The following is a 22,038-nucleotide window of genomic DNA, read 5'->3' as shown; positions in this document are numbered from 1 at the left end:
CACTATTATTCTGAGTGCTCAGCTCGGTGCGCTAAACGGCTTGAAGCAGCGGCAGCGATTCCGCCAACGATATCATCAAGGAATGTATGCACCTTTCCAGTTGATTTATCATTTAAGTATTCTAAAATACCAGGTTTTAATTTATCAATATATCCAAAGTTCGTGAAACCGATAGAGCCGTACACATTCACGATAGAAAGTGCGATAACTTCATCAATTCCGTATAAGCCTTCGTCACGTTTTACAATATCTTGTAACGGTTCACTTAGCATTCCCTTTTCAGCAAGGACATCAAGCTCGATACCAGTAATCAGTGCGTTTTGTACTTCACGTTTTGATAGTACACGTTCTACATTGTAACGGCATTCTGACATCTCTAAATTTGGATGATATTTTTTTTGAAGAAAATGAACAAGTTCAGCAATATCGTCAATTGTTACACCGCGTTCTTGTAATAGTTTTAATGCTCTTTCTTGTAGTTGATTTGATTCTTTCATGTTTATCACCTTTTTTTCTTTTTAGTATTTGTATACGTTTCGTTGCTTTATCATGTGCATAGGAATGAAAGGCGAGCACAAGCTCATATATATAAAGAAAAACCATAGGTGGCGACTGCGATGATTCAGCATATTTATGAGCATTATCACATGCATGTTAAAGAATTAATCCCCCTTGGCCCCTATAAAAGCTTTTGGATTCGCAACAAAATTTATGTACTTGTTCCAATTGGAGAAATGGAGGAAGAAGTACTTGTAGAGATGAAAAAGCTCAGTGATTATATGAACCAGCAAGGGGATATAACTGTAGCGACTTTCGTTCCGACTATACACGGCTACTATGTAAGTGAGATAGAAGAACAAAATTATTGCTTATTAAAAGGTATGCGCACGTTAGAACGACATGCTATGTCATTAGGAAGTGAGCTTTCTATATTCCATAAACGAGGTGCATTCTTTCCAGAAGAAATTGAGCAATTAAGCCGAATTGGTGAATGGAAAGCGTTATGGGAAAAAAGGCTCGATCAATTAGAAAAGTTTTGGCAATCACAAGTGATGAACCACCCTTCAGATGTATTCGATCAATTGTTTATTGAATCCTTCCCGTATTACTTAGGAGTTGCAGAAAATGCCATTCAATATGTTGTCGATACAGAAATGGATGATACGCCGCAACTAACGGATGCAGCAACAATTTGCCAAGAACGATTCACACCTTTATTATGGCATCAAACGAAGCGTCTCAAACTTCCTTTTGATTGGGTGTATGATCACCCGAGTCGAGATATTGCAGAATGGATCCGCCATATGACGATAGAAAAAAAGAAAGACTGGGAGCAAACAATCGTTCAATTTGTTACGGATTATGAACGGAATTATTCGCTATCCTCATTTGGCTGGCGCTTATTATTTGCAAGGCTCCTGTTCCCGCTGCACTATTTTGAAACGGTCGAACGATATTACCAAACTGGAAACGAAGAACAAAAAAGCATATATAGAGATCGCTTAGAAGCCATTTTACACGATGTGAACCGCTCAGAGCAATTTATGAAGCATTTTTATGGTTCGCTTCGTTTACCAGTAGATAAGCTTGGGATTAGAAAATTAGATTGGTTATCTTAAAAATATAAAAAAGAGACCGAGTGAGGTCTCTTTTTTATATACCACAATTTTATGTAATACATTATGCCCCTACCTGCTGATCTGTACATATATTTAAAACGAATTGATGCTTTTCGAGCTTTTCATTTACTTTACCCAATAATTCTTGCTGGATTTCTTTAAATAAAAATTGATAGCTTGTATTCCACGTTGGTATAGCGGATGAAAGGCCTAATAAATACTCTTTTTTCTTTTCTAGTTCTTGAATTGTTAAAAAAGTGTTCCCCATTTTTGGCATGTGTCGTCCCCCTATGTTTTTTACTTTATATGTGTGAACGATTCACTATATAGTATTAATTATCGCATTTTTTGAGAGGGATTTCCAATTTTGTTTTATGATGTTAACGGATAAATGTGATTTGAATAAAAAAAGGAGACCAAATTTGGTCTCCTTTTAGCAAGTGACTTTGAACGAGCCGCTAGATAATATCCAGCTCCAGCGGCTAAAATGTTCGGTGGCTTCGCTTCTTCCTGTGAGGCAAAAAACGCCTCTATGTCAGAAGCTCCATCCCCCTCACATTTTGAACGAGCCGCTTCCGCTTTTAGATTAGTATCTAGCTCCAGCGGCTAGAACAGTCGGCCATTTCGCGCCTTCCTGTGAGGCAAAAAGCGCCTCTTCGTCAGGAGCTCCAATGACCTCCTGTTCTGAACGAGCCGCTTCCGCTTTTAATTAAAATACTTGTTCTACTTCGATAACGCCTGGTACTTCTTCAAGTAACGCGCGCTCGATACCAGCTTTTAGTGTGATTGTAGAACTTGGGCAGCTTCCGCATGCACCCATAAGGCGTAGTTTTACGATACCTTCTTCAATGTCTACTAATTCAACGTCTCCGCCATCGCGAAGTAAGAATGGACGTAATTTATCTAATACTTCTAATACTTGTTCTTGCATATGTGGGTTTTCCATTTTTATCGACTCCTTTCATCAGTTTTATTATAATCAAGATAGAGGGGAAAATCTATTTTTTCTCTTCTTGTTTTATTGTCGAAATTTTGTATCGTGTTTTTTCAGTATAGGGGTATGGAATAAGTTTGTAAAATGATGTGCTTATGTAATAAGACATCTGAATATACTGTTGGGACAAGAAGTGGGGGAGAAGAAATGGTTAATGTTCAAGTGTATGGGACGAAAGTAATTTGTGCGAGCTGCGTTGGAATGCCATCTTCAACAGAAACGTTTGAATGGTTACAAGCGGCAATTGGTCGTAAATATGAAGGACAAGAAAATAAATTTAATTTCGAGTATATTGATTTCCAGGAAGAACAAGAAGATGCGGATAAAAAAGCATTCGCAGAGCGCGTAGTGGAAGAAGATTTATTTTATCCGGTCGTTCTTGTAAATGGAGAAATTGTTGGAGAAGGAAATCCTCGTTTGAAGGATGTTTACGAAGAAATCGAGAAATATTTATAAAACAAGAAGTCTTTGCGAATTTGCAAAGGCTTTTTTTATTGGAGGGATAGATATGAAAAATGGAGTGAAGCATGCGTTACCAACGGAAGTAGAGCAGTTAATGGAGCGGTACACAGTAGAATTAAAAGAAATTTTTTTGGATGAAAAAATAGTCGGGGTATATATTTACGGATCCATCGCACTAGGTGCATTTCATAAGGAAACGAGCGATGTTGATTTTGTTACAGTGATAAATGATTCCGTGAATGAAGCTGAAAAACAGCAGCTTGTGGAACTACATAAGAAACTTAGTGATAATATGCTAGGTAAAAGAATGGACGGTATGTATATTCCGCTTGCTGACTTAGGGAAATACAATGATGAAATGAACGAGTACGTGTATTGTGCAGATGGTAAAGCTAATGTTGGTCATTGGGACATTAATGCGGTCACATGGTGGACGTTGAAAAATCAAGGCATTACAGTTACCGGAAAAGAAGCAGAAGATCTTCCGCTGCAAATACAATGGAATGATGTAGTAAATACGATGAAATACAACGTAGAACAGTACTGGAGTGAAAAGGCGAAGAAGCCATATTTATTTTTTATAGAAGAGTGGGTAGAATCAGCTGTCGTTACGATGGGACGTATTTTATATACACTAGATCATAAAACAATCGTTTCAAAAGATAGAGGCTTGCAATACTTGTCAGAACGTTCAGCGGAAGAATGGGAGCTTTTATTAAAAGAAGTAGCGAGAATACGGCAGAACCCAAAAGAAAAGCGAATGCTCTCAAGGTGGAGAAGGGCAGATATGACGAAGAGGTACTTACTGCATTTAATTGAGATGTGTAGAGAGAAATGGTAGGGAAGAAAATGGACAATACAGTTGAGGTATTGTCTTTTTTTATGTTTTATTTGGTATATAATGGTTAAAAAGGTTTAATTATACTGGAGGGGATATAATGGAAACGGAATTAGCTACATATGAAGAAAAGAATGAACAAATGAGCATGCGCCAAGTAATTAGCATTCTATTAATTATTTTTGGGGTCATGCATGGAATTGGTTTTTTGAACCTTTTATATGATTATTCCTTATACCCATGGTATGTAGATCATCTTATTCCACCTTTCACGTTTTGTATGATTATCGTAATGTATGCACCGGCAAGAAATTGCTGCTTACATTTAATAAAATCATTACAATTCAATAATCTTAAACATTATGTAACGATAGTAATAACAACGATTGTAATGCTTATGTATCTTGCGGTATTAAATGTAGTTTTACCACATGGGCTTGGTGTGGATGAATCTAATATAGTAATAGAACCTACTACAAGTGAAATCATTCTATACGTAGTTGTGCTCACAACTTTTGCGCCTATTTGGGAGGAAATTGTATTTCGAGGTATGTTTTTTATGAAATTATCTCAGCGCTTCTCTACACTTAGTAGTGCTGCTATAAGTGCTTTCATATTTACTTTAGGGCACCCCCTTACAGTAGGGAGTATTTTATATATTTTTGGTATGGGCATATGTTTGGCATACACATATAAGAAAACGAAGAATTTACTCGTTCCAATTGGGATTCATTTATTAAATAATTCGTTTTATTTATTAGTAAATTTTCAACTATAAAAAGACGTCTTTTTTATTTTGTAGTAGATAGAAAAGTATTTACAAGTATTGTGTAGAGGAAAGATAATAGAAAAAAATATGTGCATGGGGGAAGATGATGAGTAAATATAAATTACATATAGATAGAGAACAATTATGGAAAGGCTGCGTTTTAAATTCGATTGCCCATGCAATTAATGTAGCGCATTGTCCAGATTTCTCATATGAAAGTTCATGGGATGGATTTAACTATAGTATGCAAGATAGCCAAGGCGGACAAGGGGCAATTACGTTTCATCCGAATTACACGATTGTATGTCTTCAAGATGTGAATAGTGAGAGAATGGATGAGTGGATTGATGCGAAAAGTTATTTTGAAGGGGCACCTTCGGAAGTAATAGATATTGCGAAAGAAGAAGCACTTCAATACGTATTAGAAGAAGTAGAAGGCGAAACAGTTCCTTTTATTACAACTGCATTTTGGATTGAGGATAGTGGTGCGTATTCAATTGATTCATTTGAAGAGATGGAAGAGCACGGTGGATTCTTATTAGAAATTCCATTACTTGATACAGAATCAGCAATGGAAAGACTGGAAGAAGAGTATGAACTGACAGAGGAACAAATAGAGCTTTTACAACTCGTGTATGAGAAAAAAATCCAAAGGCCAAATGAGGAAATTAAGTTGTCTAAAGAAGAAGTAGAAATGATTGGAACGGAAAATAGCGAAGGATTGGAAGCTAGCAAGGAGTCATTTGCAGAAATGAATATTACTTGGGAGTTGTAGGGGGGATAACATGTTTCCGATTGGTGATCAGCCGAAGATTATGAAAGACTTAGCAAGTATAGCTGGTGATTTAGAAGAAGTAGCGATTGAGGGGAAAACAAAAAATATAGAACGACTAGCATCTTTGAAAGTTAAAAAATTATGGGTGTTCACAGTAAATCAAAAGCAGTTTGATCATATTCTTACGTATGTTTGTCCCGATATATTATACGTTTACAAAATGAGGGTCGAGGATTTAAGTAGCCTTCAGAAATTGTCCAATTTACAACAGTTGTATATGTGCTGGAATACAAAAGCGAAGACGTTATGGGATATTGATTATAATAAAAAACTCAAATCCTTACTAATTGATGATTTTTCTAAGTTAGAAGATTTAAGTGCTTTAAGTAAGTGCACACAACTCAATACCTTCTATATGGGTGGTGGAATAAATACAGCGATGAAAGTACAAACTTTAAAACCACTCGCTGAATTACAGCAGTTGCAAAAGCTTACTTTGATGAATTTAAAGGTTAAAGATGATTCATTAGAACCGTTAATGCAATTGAAAAATTTAAAGGAGTTAAGCTTATCTAATCAATTTAAAGTGGAAGAGTATGCAAAACTCTCTGTAGCATTGCCATATACGGTATGTGAGTCTTTTAAACCTTACGTATATATGAACGATGCAATAGATGGGAAAAATATAATGGTGACTGGGAGAAGAAGGCCAGTCCTTAATTCAAAAACGGATACTGTGAAGATGCAAAAGTATGAAGAACGATTTAAAAAGTTACAAGAAGAATATAAAGCACTAGTAGAAAGTACAATGTGAAATTACATTGTACTTTCTACTAGTTTTTTCATATACATATCAATTTCGTGAAAGAATATGGGCTCTTTTTCCTCGGTATTCAGATGCACGGTGCAATGTAAATATTGCTGTAAGTAGCGATTAGCTTGTTCGTACTGTTTTAATTTGTAGAAAGAAAAACAGGTAAGAAGTAGAAACGCTTTTTCTTCTAATATTGGAACGACAGCTAGTACCGGAGTAATGGAATGTATATGTATTTCCACTAAATTTTCATAAGATGCCCACGTTTGAAATCAGTCGAAAATAGTAGAAAGGTAATTCGGAATGTTGATAGTTTCATGTGAAACATTGTGCAATAGCTGGTTCTGTTTGATATGTATAGGCTCTATTCTTGTTTGTAGAATGCAAGCGAATATTGAAATGTTTTCTTTTATTTGTAATTGGTTCGTAATAAGCTGCGGGAGACCGATAGGGTGAACTCCTATATTTATATAAAAATCATCTCCAAACTGGCTTTTTTGTATGTTAATGAGCTTATAAAATCCGTTTTCAGCTTTGAAAAATGTATGTCTTTTTTTCTTAAAGCCGAGTGGTTTTAAAGTGGCGTGTAAATTTGTAATAAAATCTTGCTCCTTTTTAGAGCCAGGCTTATTCTTCGTCATATTCATAAGTAGTTAAGTTTTGTAAGAACCTTTCAAAGTTAGGTGCTAATTCAATAATTTCCTCAAATTCATTATCGATAAATATAACTGGAGGATTTTCAGCTACATTTCGATAGTCTAATGCAATCCATGTATGTCCATCACCAGATAAAAGTATGATATTCTCAGGCATTTCCCATTCTCGAATTAAATAGCGGCTCTCTAAAATACTAGATTCATTTTCATCAAAAGAAATACCATATAAACCAGATACATTAACGTGATCGTCTGCCCAAGAATTTGGCTTTGAAGTAGGGTGAACATCGAGACGAAGAGTTCCCCCATTTTGTTCTTTTAGAAGGTTTATATATGATTCTGGAAGTTTTACGTTCAGTACTTCTTCTGCTTTTTTGATTAGTTCATCGTTAATGGGTGCTAGTTTTAAATAGTCATCGTCTGCCCAAATTGTACTCTTCATATTCGGTCACCTCAAATAATAGTTTTAAGAATCTTATGTCATATATTATAGTTAGTTTAGATAACACGCAATAGAGGGAGAAAATAATGAAAAAGTTTCAAATCGAACTAAATAAACTGCCGACAGAAAATGCCGGAGAAATAGTACTTAGTATAGATGAGAGTATTGTGTTTCAAGAAAAAACAGACATAATAGGACCGATTTGTCAGTTGTTTGATGCTTGTATCGAGGTTTTTAGATATGATGACGCTACAATTTTCTTAAATGAATATGAAAAAAAGATGGAATTTAAGAAGAAAGATGGGGAGTTTCTCATTATTAATCAGAGAGGCAAGAAGTTAGCTAGTGTTGATAGCGAGCAATTTTTACGAGTACTCTTTTCGTTTCTTAAAAAGGAGATAGGGCAGATTTACATGAGTGGAGTTGATTCTTTTCGAATCAAAGATGCTTACCATAGAATGTTAGAAATTGATCCATTTGTTCCTAAACTTGTAAATGGAAATGACGAAATTATGTATCGAACTTATCATTCTACAAGTGACAAGTATGAATTAAAATGGAAGTATTTAAAAGGGAGAGAGGTTGAACCGATATTTACTCCGGTACTATCTCATGATAAGAAGAGTATCTTTTATGTAGAGGAAAATAACCACAGAATTCGTAAACTCGATAGTGAAACGAAAGAAGAGATTTGGCAGTGCCGTATTCCAATAGTAGAAGATTGTAATTGCATTACTGTGAATGGTGTCGTAATTATTTGGCATGCAAATAGATTTGGAGAAAGTATGGCGAAATTGTATGCTATTTCATCAAGTTGTGGAGAGCTTCTATGGGATTTAGAAATAGAAGGGCATATTATACAAGATGTAAAAACTACGGGAGAAGAGTTACCACGTTTACTAGTTATTACACAAGAAGGCTACAATGTTTTATTAGAGCTTGAAAGTGGAGTAAAAGTATGGGAAAAGAATGTTCGAGTCGGAGGAGAAAAATTGCAGTGCCATCTTGGCCCAGATTACTATGTATTAGCAGGGAATCCTTTTGATGAAGATGGGGAAGTTGATGCATATAGTAATGTTGCAATTTCCATTCAATTATTAGATGCTTCTACACGATGGAAACAAATGATGGAAGATTGTAATCCAAATGAACCAGTTACTTTAACTAATGAACATTTTATATGTGTAGCAATAGATTCATTACAAAAGTGGGAATATGGAAAAGAAGGCTGTAACTTAATTTTTGAAAAAGCTTTTGATGAGGTATGGTACTCTTGCATTGAATCAAAGGAAGCGAAAATACTATTAACAAGAACTGAGTATGGATATGAAGGGGTAAGTAGACAAATACAATGTTATGATCATAAGAGCGGTCAAAAGTTATATGAAGTAAATATGTCTTTTGAAATTGAATTGCCTCCATTTCTTATCGGAGAGATGATGGTATTGTCCTTAGGAGAAGGCAGAATTTGTGGTATTAATATTCAAACAGGTAAAGTGCTTTGGAACAATACTACTCTACATGATATTACAGAGGTTCTGTTATATAAAGATGGAGAAATTTACATTGCAACTTCAAATTTAGAATTGATAATACTTGATGCTGAATGTGGCGAAGTAAAAAATATAATTAAACTTCCTAAAAATGTTGTTGTAATAGATTTTATTGTATCAATTGAGGAAGGTAATAATGGACTATTCATTAGTTGTGTAAGTGGAAATATGTTTGAAATAGTAGAAGGCTAATTTGTGAGCGCTCTTAAGTCGAGATGTTTGTTTTAAAATAGTAGTATATATTCACTAAAAAGGATGTATAAAAATGATTTTGATGCATCCTTTTTAGTGAATATATAAAATAATTAACTTAGTGTATTAAAGATATGATACATGATTATTTTAATATATTTAAAAGTAAAATGAAATAAGAAACGGATAATTGTCGGAATATATTCGATTTCCGTTCATTTTTATGAAATATGTTTACTTTTTGTTAGATTCCTTCATTTTGTGCATATACAATAAATGTATATAGAAATAAGAAAAGGATGATGTACGTGAAGGACACTGTTTTACAAGAAACGATTTCTCCACAAGAATTACATAAAGTTGTTCAAAAGAATACAGCTTATTATGACTTTAAGTGGGGTAAAGTAGAAAATCCAGCGCAAGGGAATACATGGAATTGGGTAGCCTTTTTCTTCCCAACTTTTTGGTTAGCTTATCGAAAAATGTATAAGTTATTTATTATATTTGCGTTATTGGCTATACCTAGTATAGTTATACCCCCTTTTATAGATATTCCAGATGGGATTTATGTAACATTTAATTTAGCTCTTCAATTAGGAATGATGATATTTACTGGATGGCAAGGAAACCGTTTATATTACAAGCATGCTGTTCGTGTTTTTCGTAAGGGAGAAGATGCGTCTGATCATGAGAAGGCGTATTTCTTACAATCAAAGGGTGGCGTGAGTATTGCTGGTATGATTGGTTTACAAGTTATAGTCGGGATTGTGTTTGGGTTAGCTGCGTTCGGGCTGTCCTTTTTACCAACTGAACCGAATATTAAAAACGTTGTTCGTTCAAGTGGTGAAGGGGTTACGTTAGAGATTATGACTGATAATCCAACTTGGAAGTTTGTGAAGAAAGAAAAAGATTATGACGTAGTAGAGTTTACTGGTTATGATTATACAGAGAAGAAAAACGTGAAAATTACATTTGCTGTTTATTTCGATGAAGATTATTTCGAGTGGCAAGAGATATATGAAAATAATAAGAAGTTAAGTGAAGAAGAATTAGAAGAATATCAAATTTACATTGAAGAAAATAATTGGGGGTTCTAGAGGGAACTCGTTCATTTTGAAAAGAAGAATCTTGCGAAGGTTCTTCTTTTGTTTATTAGGGGGAGAGAAATGATTTCAGCAGTAATAGAAGCTCTAATAGGATCTATTAGTTTAAGTACGGGTTTACACACGAAAAAGATTGATGTTAACATACGTTACTTGCAGCAGTATGAATGGTTTCGAATGATATATGAAGACGAAAAGTATCGAAAGTTATTTATTACGAACTACAAAGTTCGCTCATATTTACAAAGTAAGCTAAGAGTTCGATTGCTTGTAAAAAATAAAAATGCACAACGAAGATTTTTAAAATTAGTAGAAGAGCAAATAGAAAAACGGCATACAAATTGAAATTTTGTAAAATACAATAAAAAATGAGAATTTGAGGTAGGCTTGTCAATAACGTAAGACTATGGCACTATAAAGAAATGCTGTACAAATTTTATTTATCGAGATGTAAACATCAATTTTGATTTTTACGTATAAATAATGAACGGAGGAAATGAATTTATGGCTACTTTACCAAATTGTCCAAAATGTAATTCAGAATATACGTATGAGGATGGCGTTCTTTTCGTATGTCCAGAGTGTGCTCATGAGTGGGGCCAAGAAGCAGAAGCTGAAAATAATGATGGTGCAAAAGTTGTAAAAGATGCGAACGGAAACGTTCTGCAAGACGGCGATGCTGTTACTGTTATTAAAGATTTAAAAGTAAAAGGAACTTCTTCAGTTGTGAAGATCGGTACGAAAGTAAAGAGTATCCGTCTAGTTGATGGCGATCACGATATCGATTGCAAAATCGACGGTTTCGGAGCTATGAAGTTAAAATCACAGTTCGTTAAGAAGGCGTAAGTAAATAGAAGAGGAGGCGAATAGCCTCCTCTTTTTATTATGTCACTTTTTGTCGGTAAATCGATATTTCGTACAAAATCGTTGATATATTCTGAGTTATGATAGATATATTTGAAAAATCGTTGATATATTGCAAGTTATGATAGATATATTGAAAAAATCGTTAATATAATTTCACTCACCGAGAACGATGCATCATTTACCTCGCATCATAGTCAACCTCTTTCAATTGACATCGCTTATTAAAGAACGTTTTATATCCAAGCTGTAAAAAGATAATGACAGCAAAGGCAGTACTTCCAGAAATACCGAGTATGATGGCGATTTGATATTGAATGGCTGTGAATGGTGATATACCGGATAATATTTGACCAGTCATCATGCCTGGTAAGCTTATAATTCCCATTCCGACCATAGAATTAATTGTTGGTAAAATAGCAGAGTCAAAAGCGTCTCGAATGAGCGGAGCAGCAGCTTCTTTCGGTGTTGCGCCGAGCATAAGTGCACCTTCAATTTGACCTCTTTGCGATTTCATATTATTTAAGAACGTATTTGCACCAAGAGAAACACCAGTCATGGCATTCCCAACTAACATTCCTGTAATAGGGACGATATATTGCGGAGCATACCAAGGGTCATGACCGATAATAACAAAGATAAATAGTAGAAGTGGCCCAATTGATCCGGCGACCATGGAAAGGGCGGCTACTCGTTTTAATTCTTTAGACATTGGGATGTTAACTCGTTTATAAATATTAAAAATTGCAAAGGTAGTAATAGAAGTGATGAGAGCGATTGTATAAAATGGATTACTGTTTTCAAATACGTATGTAAGGACATATGCAACAAGTACGAGCTGAATGGTCATACGGAATGTTGCGAGCGCGATTTGTTTTTCGCGAGGTATTCCTTTTAATTTTACAAGTCCAATTAAAATAAGAATGAAAATATAGGCAGCTGCAAGTTGCCAAATTTGGAGTTCAATAACGCCCTTCAACTGAGAGCACTTCCTTTCTAGTTGCACCCTTTGTTTTGCTAATTTCAATAATATCATCTGCAATTTCTTCTGGAAGTTGTTGCGAGTGTGTGATGAAGATAACTGTTTTTTTCTTTTTTCGTGCTAGTTCAGTAAATTGTTTCATAACGCGGCGTTCTGTATCACTGTCTAATGCTGAAGTGGGTTCATCTAATAAATAGACAGGCGGATCCATAAGTACGATACGTGCAAAGGCAAGTCTTTGTTTTTCACCGCCGGATAATGAGGAGGTGCTATCTTCTAATTGCTTGTCTAAGCTAACGGTTTGTAATGCACTCCGCAGGGCATCATCATTTGGAAATGGTTTTTCAGAAAGACGAAGTCCCATTAATAGGTTGTCTTTAACGGTTCCATCAAAAATAGGTGGAGTTTGCCCAAGCATAACTACGTCACGACGTAATTGAATAGGGTAATAATCAGAAATTAACTTTCCGTTATATTCAATTGTACCGGATGTTGGGGATTGTAAATCGTTTAACATGCGAAGTAATGTGCTTTTTCCGCTTCCGCTTTCACCGATAATACAAGTAATCTTTTCTTTTTGAATCTGTAAATAAGGAATGTGTAGTATATCTTTATATATAACGTCTTTTAATATAAACATAAATCGCTCCTTTCTGATTCTAGTTATATCGTATCAAAAAAAGAGGGGAAAATGGTTATAACGAACAACGTTTTTTCTTCGTCTTGAGTTTTATTAATAAGTTAAGTAAACGATCTAATTCTTGGCTGAAAGAAATCACTTTATCATGAGTGAATCCGTATCGTTCAACGAGATAGATTAACTCTTTCTTTTTCGCTTCTATTCGATTGTTTAGTTTCGATAAGTTCATAAGTGGAATGTAATGCCTCCTACAAAAGTATTTATCACATAAAAAATAAGACCGAATGAATTCGGTCTTAAAGGAAAGAATAAAACAACTTACAAATAGCATACAATGTTTATCAATATTTTTTAATATAAAAATGAAAAATAAATCATTATAAATATTGAGAAAGATGTGTCTGATAATTTTTAAAAACTGATGCAAAGAGGCTGCCTACATAGTAGACAGCCTGTAAGGTATTAACCTTTATGATATTTGTACATCCAAAGAAGACCAGATTTTAATAATCTCGGTACACGTCCCATTAATGGTTGGTTTGCTAGTAAACCAAAGCCGTGCTTCTTACCAAGAGAACCGAGAACACCTTTTAATTTAATTACAGGTAGTTCATCCGGGAGTGGTTCATTATTCCAACGTTTTAATAATATTTGGACAATTTGTTCTCCTTGACCTTCAGCCAGTTGGGCAGATGGTGCATGTGGAAGTGCTGCGCAATCTCCTACAACGTAAACATGATCGTTATTTGGAATATTATGATATTTAGTTAAGACAACCCGTCCGCTACCATCTTGTTCAACTGGAAGGTTTCGAACAACTTCATTTGCTTGAATACCAGCTGTCCAAACGATTGCATCACATTCAAGTGGTTCATCGTGGTTGTACACAATATTTGGTTCTACTTTTGTAATGTTAGAGTTTCGTATAATGTTAACTTTATGCTTTACAAACCATTCTTCTACGTATCTACTTAATTTCTCTGGATATGGGAATAAAATTCTATCTTTTCGATCAAATAAATAGATTTTTAAATCAGAACGGCTTTCACGAAGTTCACTTGCTACTTCAACGCCACTTAAGCCAGCACCAACGACAGCTACTGTTGCATTTGGTTCTAGACTATTTAATTGTTCATATGTCTTACGTGTTTGTTCAATTGATTGTAGACTATGTGTATATTCTCTAGCTCCAGGAACGTTATGATATTTATCTTCACAGCCAAGTCCGATAATTAAATCATCATATTGGATCGCTTCGCCGCCATCAAGATGAACAGCTTTTTCTTCGAGGTCAATATTTGTTACTGTGCCGTATTGAATATTGAGGCGTGGGTGTTCAGGAAACGGTATACGAATATGCGTTTCTGAAATAGTACCCGCAACTAATGCATAATATTCAGTTTTGAAGCAATGATATGGTACTTTGTCGATTAATGTCACTTGTACATCATCTGGAAGTTGGTTGCTTGGAAGTAGCCTTTGCAGAATTCTCATTCCACCGTAGCCGCCACCTAGTATTACGAGGTGTTTCATGATGGATTACCCCTTTTCTGTTGAAATATCCCCTAATCATAAAATTTTATATTAATAAAATATTTTGACTTTACTCAATCAAATTATATCGAATTTGTGAACAAATAACAATGCATGAATGAATACTCTGTTGTACAATAAGAAGAAAAGTAAACTGTTTTTCTTTTTAAGTTACTCTTTCATTGTAAGTAGCATGTTATATAGAAGAAATCATCTACTTTGAAGTGAAGTAATGAAGTAACTAAATAGTTTAGACTGTGTAACGAAAACAACAAGAAACAGCTTAGTTTTCTTCTTATAGATAAAGTGAAAAGGTAATTTGTTTTGTAGTACAGGGGGGAGAATTTTGATTAAACCATTAATTGAATTTTGTGTAGGTAACCTTGCAAGTGGTTCACAAGCAGCTCTAGAAAAATTAGAAAAAGATCCGAATTTAGATGTAATGGAGTATGGTTGTTTAGGATATTGTGGCATTTGTTTTGAAGGACCATTTGCACTTGTAAATGGTGAAGTTGTACAAGGTGCAACAGTAGAAGAGCTTGTTAATAATGTATATGAGTATTTGGATGAAAATCCAATGTTTTAAGGTGTTGCGAATTAGTAGCACCTTTTTCATTAGATAAAACTTTATTTCGTGGGGAAGACTAATACTGAGTATTAGTCTTCCCCAATCGAAAATAGTAGGATAAATAAAAAAAGGCCCTTTTTAGAAGGGCTTTTTTCTTACACAAATTGTGTAAGAGTGGCTCATCGCCAAACGTTGTCAAATATGAGAAACGGGGGACATTCATATTGTGTTCTAAAAGCATGCATTTTATACTTAACATAACAAATTATTTTTGGAGTGAATATAAATGAGCCAATTTTCTTTTACAAAAATGCATGGTCTTGGCAATAGTTATATATATGTAAATATGTTTGAAGAGCAAATTCCTGAAGAAGATTTAGCCCTTGTGGCCGAAAAGGTTTCAAATATTAATACTGGTATTGGAGCAGACGGGATGATTTTAATTTGCCCTTCAGACGTAGCTCCGGTGAAGATGCGTATGTTTAATAATGATGGTTCTGAAGGAAAGAGCTGTGGTAACGGTTTACGCTGCGTAGCGAAATATGCGTATGAGCATAAACTAGTAGAAGAAACAGTTTTCACAATTGAAACGTTAGCTGGTATTGTAACGGCTGAAGTAACAGTAGAAGATGGTGTCGTGACATTAGCAAAAATCGATATGGGAGCACCTCGTCTAACACGTGCAGAAATACCGATGCTTGGTGAAGGTGAAACACCATTTATTCGTGAAAACTTCTTATACAATAATCATCGTTATGCATTTACAGCTGTTTCAATGGGAAATCCGCATGCGGTTATTTTTGTTGATGATGTAGAAAAAGCACCTCTTACAACACTTGGACCAGTTCTCGAGACACATGAAATGTTCCCAGAGCGAGTAAATGTTGAGTTTATCGAAATTTTGAATAATGACGAGATGAACTTCCGCGTTTGGGAACGTGGATCTGGTGTAACGCAAGCTTGCGGAACAGGAGCGTGCGCTGCAGTTGTAGCTGCTATTTTAAATGGAAAGATGGAACGTGGTAAGGAAATTACAGTCCATTTAGCTGGCGGCGATTTAATGATTGCGTGGACTGAAGAAGGAAACGTGTTGATGAAAGGACCTGCGGAAGTAATTTGCCGCGGAGTGTATGAGTACAAGATAGAAGCGTAAAGATGTATAATGGACTAAGAACAGAAAGGAAGGTGTATTTCATGATTGAAGTAACAGAACAAGCAGCTTTTCAAATTAAAGATATGTTAAAAGATGCTGAAGATGGAGAGAAGTATGTGCGCCTTGCTGTACACGGCGGCGGATGTAGCGGTCTTTCTTACGGCTTAGGATTTGAAGTAGAACCAAAAGAAGACGACACAGTGCTTGAGTTTTTCGGTGTTGAATTTGTTATCGATACAGAAAGTGCTCCAATTGTTAAAGGAGTAAAAATTGACTATAAACAATCTATGCTTGGCGGCGGATTCACAATCGACAATCCAAACGCAATCGCATCATGCGGATGTGGATCATCTTTCCGTACAGCATCGAATGCTGGTAAGCCAGAAGAGTGCTAAGTTTTTAGCAGAAATAGAGAAAGACCTTTTTAGCGATAGAATAAAATCGTTAGAAAGGTCTTTTCTTTTTGCGTTAAAACAGGAAATGTATGTAAAGTTACTTTAGATCTTAATTTAAATGTTATTATATATGGTATATATGATTAATGCTGTGAATTCGAGATTCATATTGTTCATTTTAAGATAAGATTATGTAGAAAAAATGTAAATGATTAGCAAAAATATACTATTTATTAGTTATATTTAATGTTAATATTTGTAACGAAGATGATTGGCGAGGGCTGATTAAAGTTTCACTTTATACAAAAAAGGTGCATGAGCGAGAAGGCTATAGCAAATTGTATAGAACTGAATAGTTCCGTATTAATTAAAATACGTTGATTATTAGATATAAAAAACACCGGGGGGATTAGAGTGAAGTCATTTAAGAGAGTACTTATAGTAGGGATGGCGTTGACTACAGTATCGATTTTGGGAGCTTGTTCTAGCGATACAGACGTATTAACAAAAGCAGGAGCAAAGCAACCAGCGAAGGCGGAAGGTGAAGTACTAAAAGATCAGAAGAAAACACCTATGACTACGAGCAAACGTGAAAGTATTAAAAATGAGGATGCACCATCATCACAAAAGCGTTATATTTCTCATGATGAATCTCAAAAGATTGAGGAAGGTATGACGTATACGGATATTCTTAATACGATTGACTATGGTGGTGAGAACATAAAACATTATAATAACCATGAAAAACGCGTATTTTATACTGAAAAAGATACGGATGGTACATATGAAATTATGGTTGAATTAAATACATATGGTTATGTTGTAAATATTGAACGTACTGCTATAAAGGATGAAGATAAAGATACAGATAAAGAGAATCAGGTATTTACGAAACGTAGTGAAGAGCCTGTAAAGGAATATGAAGAAAAAAACGATCGTGTACCGTGGTATAAAGATATAAATAACAATTCGGCAGCAGTAAGTTACAATCATTATTTGAAAATCAAAAAAGGTATGGCCGCGAATCAGGTAAAAGCTGCAATTGGACAGCCACATGTAATTGAGAAATATAAATCATATTCAGTATATGACTATACTGGTTATGGTGGAGAAGGATCATTACGTGTAATCTTTGAACCGAATGGAACTGTTACGGATGTAGTGGAAGACGGTTTACCACGATAATAAATTAGTTACAGGAAGAATTGTAGTAAAGTTGTCTTTGATTTTATAAAGTTTTTGGGAGCATCTCCGAATATAGGTGAAAAAATAATTCTCTTAGCCATGTTAACTACAGTATTAGTATTTACCGAAGTTTCTTCCAAATTCAATAGCGTTATCGTGGATGTTGTTGTCGTATTATCTTTGTTGATATATACCGCAGTAGGGCAGCAATTGTAACTGGACGTAAAAGGACGTGGAGGAGTAGCGGCTTCCTTTTAAAAGAAGGAGGAAAATATGATGGAGGATATTCTTGAATTTATAGGGAGATACGTAATTAAACCTATTATTAGTTTAGTGAGATATCTTGTAATAGAGATTATAATTGAGGGCATAATAGAAGGCGTAATAAACGGTATAAGGAAATTACGTGATAAGTGGCGAAATTGGCGTGAAAGACGTTATTGGCGGTAGTGTAGCTGATGAGCGTGAGAAACAAAAACGTTATACAGAAGCTTAATGGAATGACAATTTCTAAAGTGAAGAAATAATTATTATCTTACAAAAGTGTAATGTTCATGTCATGTTTTTGAATTTCTTCTTTAAGCTCCGGGCTTTAAGATAAGAATATAAGAAAAAACATATGAGGTGAAGGAAATGAAAAGATACATTGCACTATTTAGTATTTTAGTTGTATTTGCAAGTTTGTTAGTTGGTTGTGATTTAAACCGTATGGGTAAAGATGAGTATTATGTTCAAATTACAGTAGATGGAAAAGAATTTGATAGTAAAGATAGTAATGGGCAGAAATTTAAAGATTATGAATATAAACTGACTGGCTTTGATAAAGACGGTAAAGAGAAAGAATTAGAATTCATAGCTCAAAAAAATCTTCGTAAAGAAGCATTCCTACGCGTATACCACTCAGATAAAAAAGGTGTAACAGCTTGGGAAGAAGTGAAAAAAGACGAGCTTCCAGCGAAAGTGAAAGAAAAACTAAGTGTGAAATAAGACAGATAAAAAGGAATTGACGAACAGGGTCAATTCCTTTTTTTGTTTTCAAATTCTTCTTCTGAAATGACTTTAAATCCGTGTCTTTTAAATAAAGCAGTTGTCACTCCGAAACCAGTTTGCTTATTACCGTTAAATTCTCCAGTGTAAATCGTAGAACTACCACAAGATGGGCTGCGTTCTTTTAAAATAATATATTCTGGGTGTAAATCTTTAATTTGTTCTAATGCTTTATAAGCACCATTTACGAAAGCTGCTGTGACATCTTCACCATTTTTTGTTATCACTTTCGCTTTTCCGTCTAAAACGTCGTCGCCATTCCCGCCAATAATTTCAGCGGAAGGACGAGGTGTTGGTAGTCCTCCTAATACTTCAGGGCAAATGAGGACTGTATCTTCTTTTTGCAGAAGCTCCTCTATTTTTGATACAAGATTGTCATTCCCGTCATAACGGCAAGCAATCCCACCTAAACAAGCGCTAATTACGATCATATTTTCATCTCCATTAAAAAATATTAACTATCACGCCAATTTCGCTTCCTGCCTCTTACTTATAAATGAGGTGATATAAATGGGAAGCTTATATAATTTAATGAAACCATATAGTGAATTTCGAAGTAAAGAAGAGTTTAATACATATCAAAAACAAGTTTTGAAGTGCTACCGATTTCAATTGAATAAAACTGATTCTATCATTATTCATTTTTTAGGAAAATATGCGGTGAATGAGAAACAAAAAACAGTAGGAGTCGCTTGTCCATTAATGGGGACGATTGCGACGAATGTTGGAAAGAGTATTCGTACAGTACGCCGTTCAATTGCAAAGTTAGAGGAACTAGGAATTATAAAGCGTGTTGCAACAAAAGAAAGGCATAAACGCGGCGGGTATAGTGCGAACTTATATGTATTTCTTACATCTGCGATTGACCGCATGGATGACCGTATGAAAATGTCCGCTTGTAAAACTGAGGATAATGCAACTGGCTGTAGTAAAAATGAGCAAAAAATTGCTGGGGAAACAATTCTTTCTAAAAACATTTCACAAATAAAAGAGAACAGAAAAGGAACGTATGAGCTTGATGAGACGTATTGCCGTCATGATATACCGAAGCCTTTTATATACGCACTGGTGCCGATGACGAGTAATCCGAAGAAAATTAATATATTTTGGAGTAAGGTCGAGCTTGCGTATAAAAAGAGTGGGTTACTAGAACAAGGTGTTTTACTAGAGCAAATATTAGCTGACGAAGAAGTGTATGGAAATTTAATTTGGCGCGTGAAAAGTGTTGTAAGGGCATATAAATATGGGGAAATTCGTAAAGACATTGGGGCACTTTTATACAGTACAGTGCGAGATTTATTTTTAGAGGTTGGATTAGAATGGGGAGCAGCATTAAGGAGAAGTAAGGGAATATCACTATTTGATCCATTCAAAAAAGAGCCATGCGTATAATACATGACTCTAAGTGGCTAATCGAACTTCCTTACAACTGGAACACGAATCGCTACAAATAGTACGAAGACGATAACAGCTATTGCACCACTTTTCATAACGGTTACGATTGGAATTCCCATTGCAAGTGCAAGTGATGTGAATGCATAAGAGAGCGGGATAAAGCCCATTGATGATAGCATAAGTAAACTCATTACGCGTCCCATCATTTCTTCTTTTACTGTCGATTGAATCATTGCCATAAGCGGTACAATCGCCATTGCGATTGTAATACCATAAAACATGCCGGCTAATAGTGCTTGCCAAAGTACGGTGCTAAAGTTGATGGCTAAGAAGAATACACCAGACAATAGCATCATGATAATACAAAATAGACCGCGTCTACGATTAATATTTTTTAAACCGACAATGACAGCACCGATTGCCATTCCGCCACCTACAGATGCTTCTAAGTAACTAAAATGGAGCGAATCACCATGCAGAACGTTTTTAACAAAAAGCGGGAAACCAACTTGCATCGGGCCGATTAAAAATAAGTTTAAAAAAGCGCTACAAATAAGGAAAGTTGAAAGGAATGGCGATTCCTTTACATATAAGATTCCTTCTTTAATGGAAGTGAACATACCTTTATCTGTATCTTTTTGTTCTGGCATCGTAAATTGTATTTTTTGAACGAGTATGGCAGCGACAATCAGTAATAAAATCGTAATGGAAAAGATTGTCTCATAGTTCGTAAATTTAATGAGAATACCACCAAGTACAGGGCCTAAGATGACCGATGCTTGGTTCGTCATTTGTGTAAGGGAATTTGCTTGTGTTAACCGGCTTTTTTCTACCAATTCCGGTAAGATAGATCCATCTGCTGACCAGAAGAAAGCATCAGCAAGTCCAAAGAATAAAGCGAATAAAGCAAATGTATATAGTGTTACATCACCGACAATGAACCATGTGAGAATGGTTGCGACAAGAATCGCTCGAATGATATTGGAGTAAAACATAATGTTTTTTTTCGGGAATTTATCAGCTACAGCGCCGCCGACAATCATAAAAATAAGCCTTGGAACACTAAGAGCTACGAAAACAACACCGAGTGAAGCTTCAAGGTTTAATGTTTTTGCTATGTACCACGTTTGTGAAAAAGTAAAAAAGGCTAAAGCAAAGCTTGAAAAAAGAGTAGCTGCCCAAAGAAAAAGGAAATTCGTATTTTTTAATAACGGTTTTCCGCTTCCTTCTAAAGCAGTTTTATTTTGTTGTAGTTCCTCCATATTGCTTCCTTTCTATGTGACGAATTTAAACTAAAAAACTTATTAACAATCGTTTTATACAGTTTCTAATATTTCTATACTGCACTTTCTCATTGTAGACAATAATAATGAATTTGCCCAGTAGCTATTTAACGACAAAAAAAGATGCCGAATGGGCATCTTTTTTTAGGCTAACGCAATATAAATATCCAATTGGACGTTGTTTGGATCTAACGCTCTTTCATCGTAAAGCTCAAAGTCTGTTGTGAAGGCACGTTTATTTTCTTTCGACCATTTCCAAATATATTCCCAAGCTTCACAAACGACTTCAGCAACTGGTCCTTTTCTTGTTGTAAATACCGCATATGTAGCGGCAGGTATTGTTAAAGTTGTCATATTTTCAGGAACGTCTTCTAATGAAGAAACAGGCATACCGATTGTAAATTGATATGTACCGGTTTCATCTGATTCGTAGTTTGAGTAGAAAGCGAATGTTTCTTTCGTTTGTTGATTTGGGATGTGATGCATCATTTGTTCTTGAAAGTATCGGTTCCAAAGTTGTGGAATGTTTCCTTCAGTAGATGCCTCTTTTTCATTAGTCGTCGTAACCGAAACGCCGATTGCGTGGAAAGCTTCTTTTTTTACGATAATAGGTTCGTGTAGCATAAAAAATTCCTCCTTTTTTAAAAAAAAGAACGTTTGTTCTTGTTTTAATATAACATATTTTTACATGTAACGGTTGTTATTTTTAGAAAATTTTAATCATAAAAAACAAACTGAAAATAACTAAAAAATGGTAAATTTTCTATTGTATGTAT

The 22,038-nt window shown here is 35.0% G+C and carries 27 protein-coding genes and 2 pseudogenes; 17 read left to right on the top strand and 12 right to left on the bottom strand.

Annotated elements, in window-relative coordinates; all coding sequences use genetic code 11:
* Positions 1-5 precede the first annotated feature (5 nt).
* Entirely contained in the window at positions 6-497 is a 492-nt protein-coding gene (locus BHV55_RS24750; protein WP_000665094.1) for a phosphatidylglycerophosphatase A family protein, read from the bottom strand.
* Positions 498-617: 120 nt separating this feature from the next.
* Here BHV55_RS24750 and yutH point away from each other — a divergent pair, with 120 nt between their 5' ends.
* The gene (gene yutH / locus BHV55_RS24745) at positions 618-1,619 is read left to right on the top strand and encodes a spore coat putative kinase YutH (RefSeq protein WP_000614218.1); all 1,002 of its coding nucleotides are present in this window, start codon (positions 618-620) and stop codon (positions 1,617-1,619) included.
* A 61-nt stretch (positions 1,620-1,680) separates the two neighbouring features.
* Here the strand turns inward: yutH and BHV55_RS24740 are convergent, their stop codons facing one another.
* Both BHV55_RS24740 and BHV55_RS24735 read right to left on the bottom strand, forming a co-directional pair.
* Positions 1,681-1,896 carry a hypothetical protein gene (locus BHV55_RS24740; RefSeq protein WP_001125494.1) on the bottom strand — a complete coding sequence of 72 codons (216 nt, stop codon included), beginning with the start codon at positions 1,894-1,896 and terminating at the stop codon, positions 1,681-1,683.
* A gap of 432 nt (positions 1,897-2,328) precedes the next feature.
* Positions 2,329-2,565 (bottom strand): NifU family protein, encoded by a 237-nt coding sequence (locus BHV55_RS24735; protein WP_000431159.1) that lies wholly within the window; start codon positions 2,563-2,565, stop codon positions 2,329-2,331.
* Between the two features lie 195 nt (positions 2,566-2,760).
* Here BHV55_RS24735 and BHV55_RS24730 point away from each other — a divergent pair, with 195 nt between their 5' ends.
* The 5 genes from BHV55_RS24730 to BHV55_RS24710 all read left to right on the top strand — a co-directional run bounded on the left by BHV55_RS24730 (position 2,761) and on the right by BHV55_RS24710 (position 6,271).
* Positions 2,761-3,069, top strand: a complete 309-nt coding sequence (locus BHV55_RS24730; RefSeq protein ID WP_000248588.1) for a YuzD family protein — start codon at positions 2,761-2,763, stop codon at positions 3,067-3,069.
* 52 nt (positions 3,070-3,121) lie between these two features.
* Positions 3,122-3,916 (top strand): nucleotidyltransferase domain-containing protein, encoded by a 795-nt coding sequence (locus BHV55_RS24725; RefSeq protein ID WP_001986998.1) that lies wholly within the window; start codon positions 3,122-3,124, stop codon positions 3,914-3,916.
* 97 nt (positions 3,917-4,013) lie between these two features.
* Positions 4,014-4,691 (top strand): CPBP family intramembrane glutamic endopeptidase, encoded by a 678-nt coding sequence (locus BHV55_RS24720; protein ID WP_070757770.1) that lies wholly within the window; start codon positions 4,014-4,016, stop codon positions 4,689-4,691.
* Between the two features lie 97 nt (positions 4,692-4,788).
* Positions 4,789-5,457: a hypothetical protein gene (locus BHV55_RS24715; protein WP_070757772.1), complete on the top strand. Its 669-nt coding sequence runs from the start codon at positions 4,789-4,791 to the stop codon at positions 5,455-5,457.
* Positions 5,458-5,467: 10 nt separating this feature from the next.
* On the top strand, positions 5,468-6,271 hold the full coding sequence (locus tag BHV55_RS24710) for a leucine-rich repeat domain-containing protein (RefSeq protein ID WP_000483946.1): 804 nt from the start codon (positions 5,468-5,470) through the stop codon (positions 6,269-6,271).
* Positions 6,272-6,273: 2 nt separating this feature from the next.
* Here the strand turns inward: BHV55_RS24710 and BHV55_RS27615 are convergent.
* Together BHV55_RS27615 and BHV55_RS24700 are read right to left on the bottom strand one after the other, a co-directional pair.
* Positions 6,274-6,912, bottom strand: a pseudogene (locus BHV55_RS27615) (DUF4304 domain-containing protein).
* Entirely contained in the window at positions 6,899-7,369 is a 471-nt protein-coding gene (locus BHV55_RS24700; protein WP_048568470.1) for an SMI1/KNR4 family protein, read from the bottom strand. The pseudogene BHV55_RS27615 and the gene BHV55_RS24700 overlap by 14 nt, the downstream one beginning before the upstream one ends.
* An 86-nt stretch (positions 7,370-7,455) precedes the next feature.
* Here BHV55_RS24700 and BHV55_RS24695 point away from each other — a divergent pair, with 86 nt between their 5' ends.
* The 4 genes from BHV55_RS24695 to phnA all read left to right on the top strand — a co-directional run bounded on the left by BHV55_RS24695 (position 7,456) and on the right by phnA (position 11,063).
* Positions 7,456-9,114, top strand: coding sequence for an outer membrane protein assembly factor BamB family protein (locus tag BHV55_RS24695; RefSeq protein ID WP_070757774.1), 1,659 nt, complete (start codon positions 7,456-7,458; stop codon positions 9,112-9,114).
* A 299-nt stretch (positions 9,115-9,413) separates the two neighbouring features.
* The gene (locus BHV55_RS24690; protein ID WP_139147421.1) at positions 9,414-10,211 is read left to right on the top strand and encodes a DUF2628 domain-containing protein; all 798 of its coding nucleotides are present in this window, start codon (positions 9,414-9,416) and stop codon (positions 10,209-10,211) included.
* A 69-nt stretch (positions 10,212-10,280) separates the two neighbouring features.
* The gene (locus tag BHV55_RS24685; protein ID WP_070757778.1) at positions 10,281-10,562 is read left to right on the top strand and encodes a hypothetical protein; all 282 of its coding nucleotides are present in this window, start codon (positions 10,281-10,283) and stop codon (positions 10,560-10,562) included.
* Between the two features lie 159 nt (positions 10,563-10,721).
* Positions 10,722-11,063 carry an alkylphosphonate utilization operon protein PhnA gene (gene phnA, locus BHV55_RS24680; protein ID WP_000212737.1) on the top strand — a complete coding sequence of 114 codons (342 nt, stop codon included), beginning with the start codon at positions 10,722-10,724 and terminating at the stop codon, positions 11,061-11,063.
* A 199-nt stretch (positions 11,064-11,262) separates the two neighbouring features.
* On the opposite strand, the gene BHV55_RS24675 is transcribed toward phnA, so the two are convergent.
* The 4 genes from BHV55_RS24675 to BHV55_RS24660 all read right to left on the bottom strand — a co-directional run bounded on the left by BHV55_RS24675 (position 11,263) and on the right by BHV55_RS24660 (position 14,236).
* Complete coding sequence (locus BHV55_RS24675) at positions 11,263-12,060, bottom strand: ABC transporter permease (RefSeq protein ID WP_070757780.1); 798 nt, start codon at positions 12,058-12,060, stop codon at positions 11,263-11,265.
* Positions 12,044-12,703 carry an ABC transporter ATP-binding protein gene (locus tag BHV55_RS24670; protein WP_000470265.1) on the bottom strand — a complete coding sequence of 220 codons (660 nt, stop codon included), beginning with the start codon at positions 12,701-12,703 and terminating at the stop codon, positions 12,044-12,046. The genes BHV55_RS24675 and BHV55_RS24670 overlap by 17 nt, the downstream gene beginning before the upstream one ends.
* Before the next feature lie 55 nt (positions 12,704-12,758).
* Positions 12,759-12,932, bottom strand: a complete 174-nt coding sequence (locus BHV55_RS24665; RefSeq protein ID WP_001054089.1) for an aspartyl-phosphate phosphatase Spo0E family protein — start codon at positions 12,930-12,932, stop codon at positions 12,759-12,761.
* 233 nt (positions 12,933-13,165) lie between these two features.
* Positions 13,166-14,236 carry an NAD(P)/FAD-dependent oxidoreductase gene (locus BHV55_RS24660; protein WP_000682077.1) on the bottom strand — a complete coding sequence of 357 codons (1,071 nt, stop codon included), beginning with the start codon at positions 14,234-14,236 and terminating at the stop codon, positions 13,166-13,168.
* Between the two features lie 346 nt (positions 14,237-14,582).
* Here BHV55_RS24660 and BHV55_RS24655 point away from each other — a divergent pair, with 346 nt between their 5' ends.
* The 6 genes and pseudogenes from BHV55_RS24655 to BHV55_RS24635 all read left to right on the top strand — a co-directional run bounded on the left by BHV55_RS24655 (position 14,583) and on the right by BHV55_RS24635 (position 18,524).
* On the top strand, positions 14,583-14,822 hold the full coding sequence (locus tag BHV55_RS24655) for a YuzB family protein (RefSeq protein WP_000595026.1): 240 nt from the start codon (positions 14,583-14,585) through the stop codon (positions 14,820-14,822).
* Positions 14,823-15,090: 268 nt separating this feature from the next.
* Positions 15,091-15,957, top strand: coding sequence for a diaminopimelate epimerase (gene dapF, locus BHV55_RS24650; RefSeq protein ID WP_000077397.1), 867 nt, complete (start codon positions 15,091-15,093; stop codon positions 15,955-15,957).
* Between the two features lie 41 nt (positions 15,958-15,998).
* Entirely contained in the window at positions 15,999-16,352 is a 354-nt protein-coding gene (locus BHV55_RS24645) for a HesB/IscA family protein (protein WP_000573825.1), read from the top strand.
* A 414-nt stretch (positions 16,353-16,766) separates the two neighbouring features.
* Positions 16,767-17,537, top strand: a complete 771-nt coding sequence (locus BHV55_RS24640) for a hypothetical protein (RefSeq protein ID WP_000834602.1) — start codon at positions 16,767-16,769, stop codon at positions 17,535-17,537.
* Positions 17,538-17,958: 421 nt separating this feature from the next.
* Positions 17,959-18,027 (top strand): annotated as a pseudogene (locus BHV55_RS27610) (methyltransferase); the annotation flags it as partial.
* Between the two features lie 143 nt (positions 18,028-18,170).
* Positions 18,171-18,524, top strand: coding sequence for a YxeA family protein (locus tag BHV55_RS24635; protein WP_000833146.1), 354 nt, complete (start codon positions 18,171-18,173; stop codon positions 18,522-18,524).
* Between the two features lie 29 nt (positions 18,525-18,553).
* Here the strand turns inward: BHV55_RS24635 and BHV55_RS24630 are convergent, their stop codons facing one another.
* A complete protein-coding gene (locus tag BHV55_RS24630; protein WP_000635484.1) occupies positions 18,554-19,015 on the bottom strand; it encodes a 2-thiouracil desulfurase family protein in 462 nt (153 codons plus the stop codon).
* 79 nt (positions 19,016-19,094) lie between these two features.
* Between BHV55_RS24630 and BHV55_RS24625 the strand changes: the two genes are divergently transcribed.
* A complete protein-coding gene (locus tag BHV55_RS24625) occupies positions 19,095-19,976 on the top strand; it encodes a helix-turn-helix domain-containing protein (protein WP_070757782.1) in 882 nt (293 codons plus the stop codon).
* A gap of 17 nt (positions 19,977-19,993) precedes the next feature.
* Here the strand turns inward: BHV55_RS24625 and BHV55_RS24620 are convergent, their stop codons facing one another.
* Complete coding sequence (locus BHV55_RS24620) at positions 19,994-21,241, bottom strand: MFS transporter (RefSeq protein ID WP_048568464.1); 1,248 nt, start codon at positions 21,239-21,241, stop codon at positions 19,994-19,996.
* A 165-nt stretch (positions 21,242-21,406) separates the two neighbouring features.
* The gene (locus BHV55_RS24615) at positions 21,407-21,886 is read right to left on the bottom strand and encodes a GyrI-like domain-containing protein (protein ID WP_000902159.1); all 480 of its coding nucleotides are present in this window, start codon (positions 21,884-21,886) and stop codon (positions 21,407-21,409) included.
* Between the last annotated feature and the right edge of the window lie 152 nt (positions 21,887-22,038).

The organism is Bacillus sp. RZ2MS9 (assembly GCF_001816185.2).
Classification (GTDB): domain Bacteria; phylum Bacillota; class Bacilli; order Bacillales; family Bacillaceae_G; genus Bacillus_A; species Bacillus_A cereus.
The sequence above is the reverse complement of the archived record's forward strand: the minus strand, read 5'-3'. Positions and strand labels throughout refer to the sequence as shown.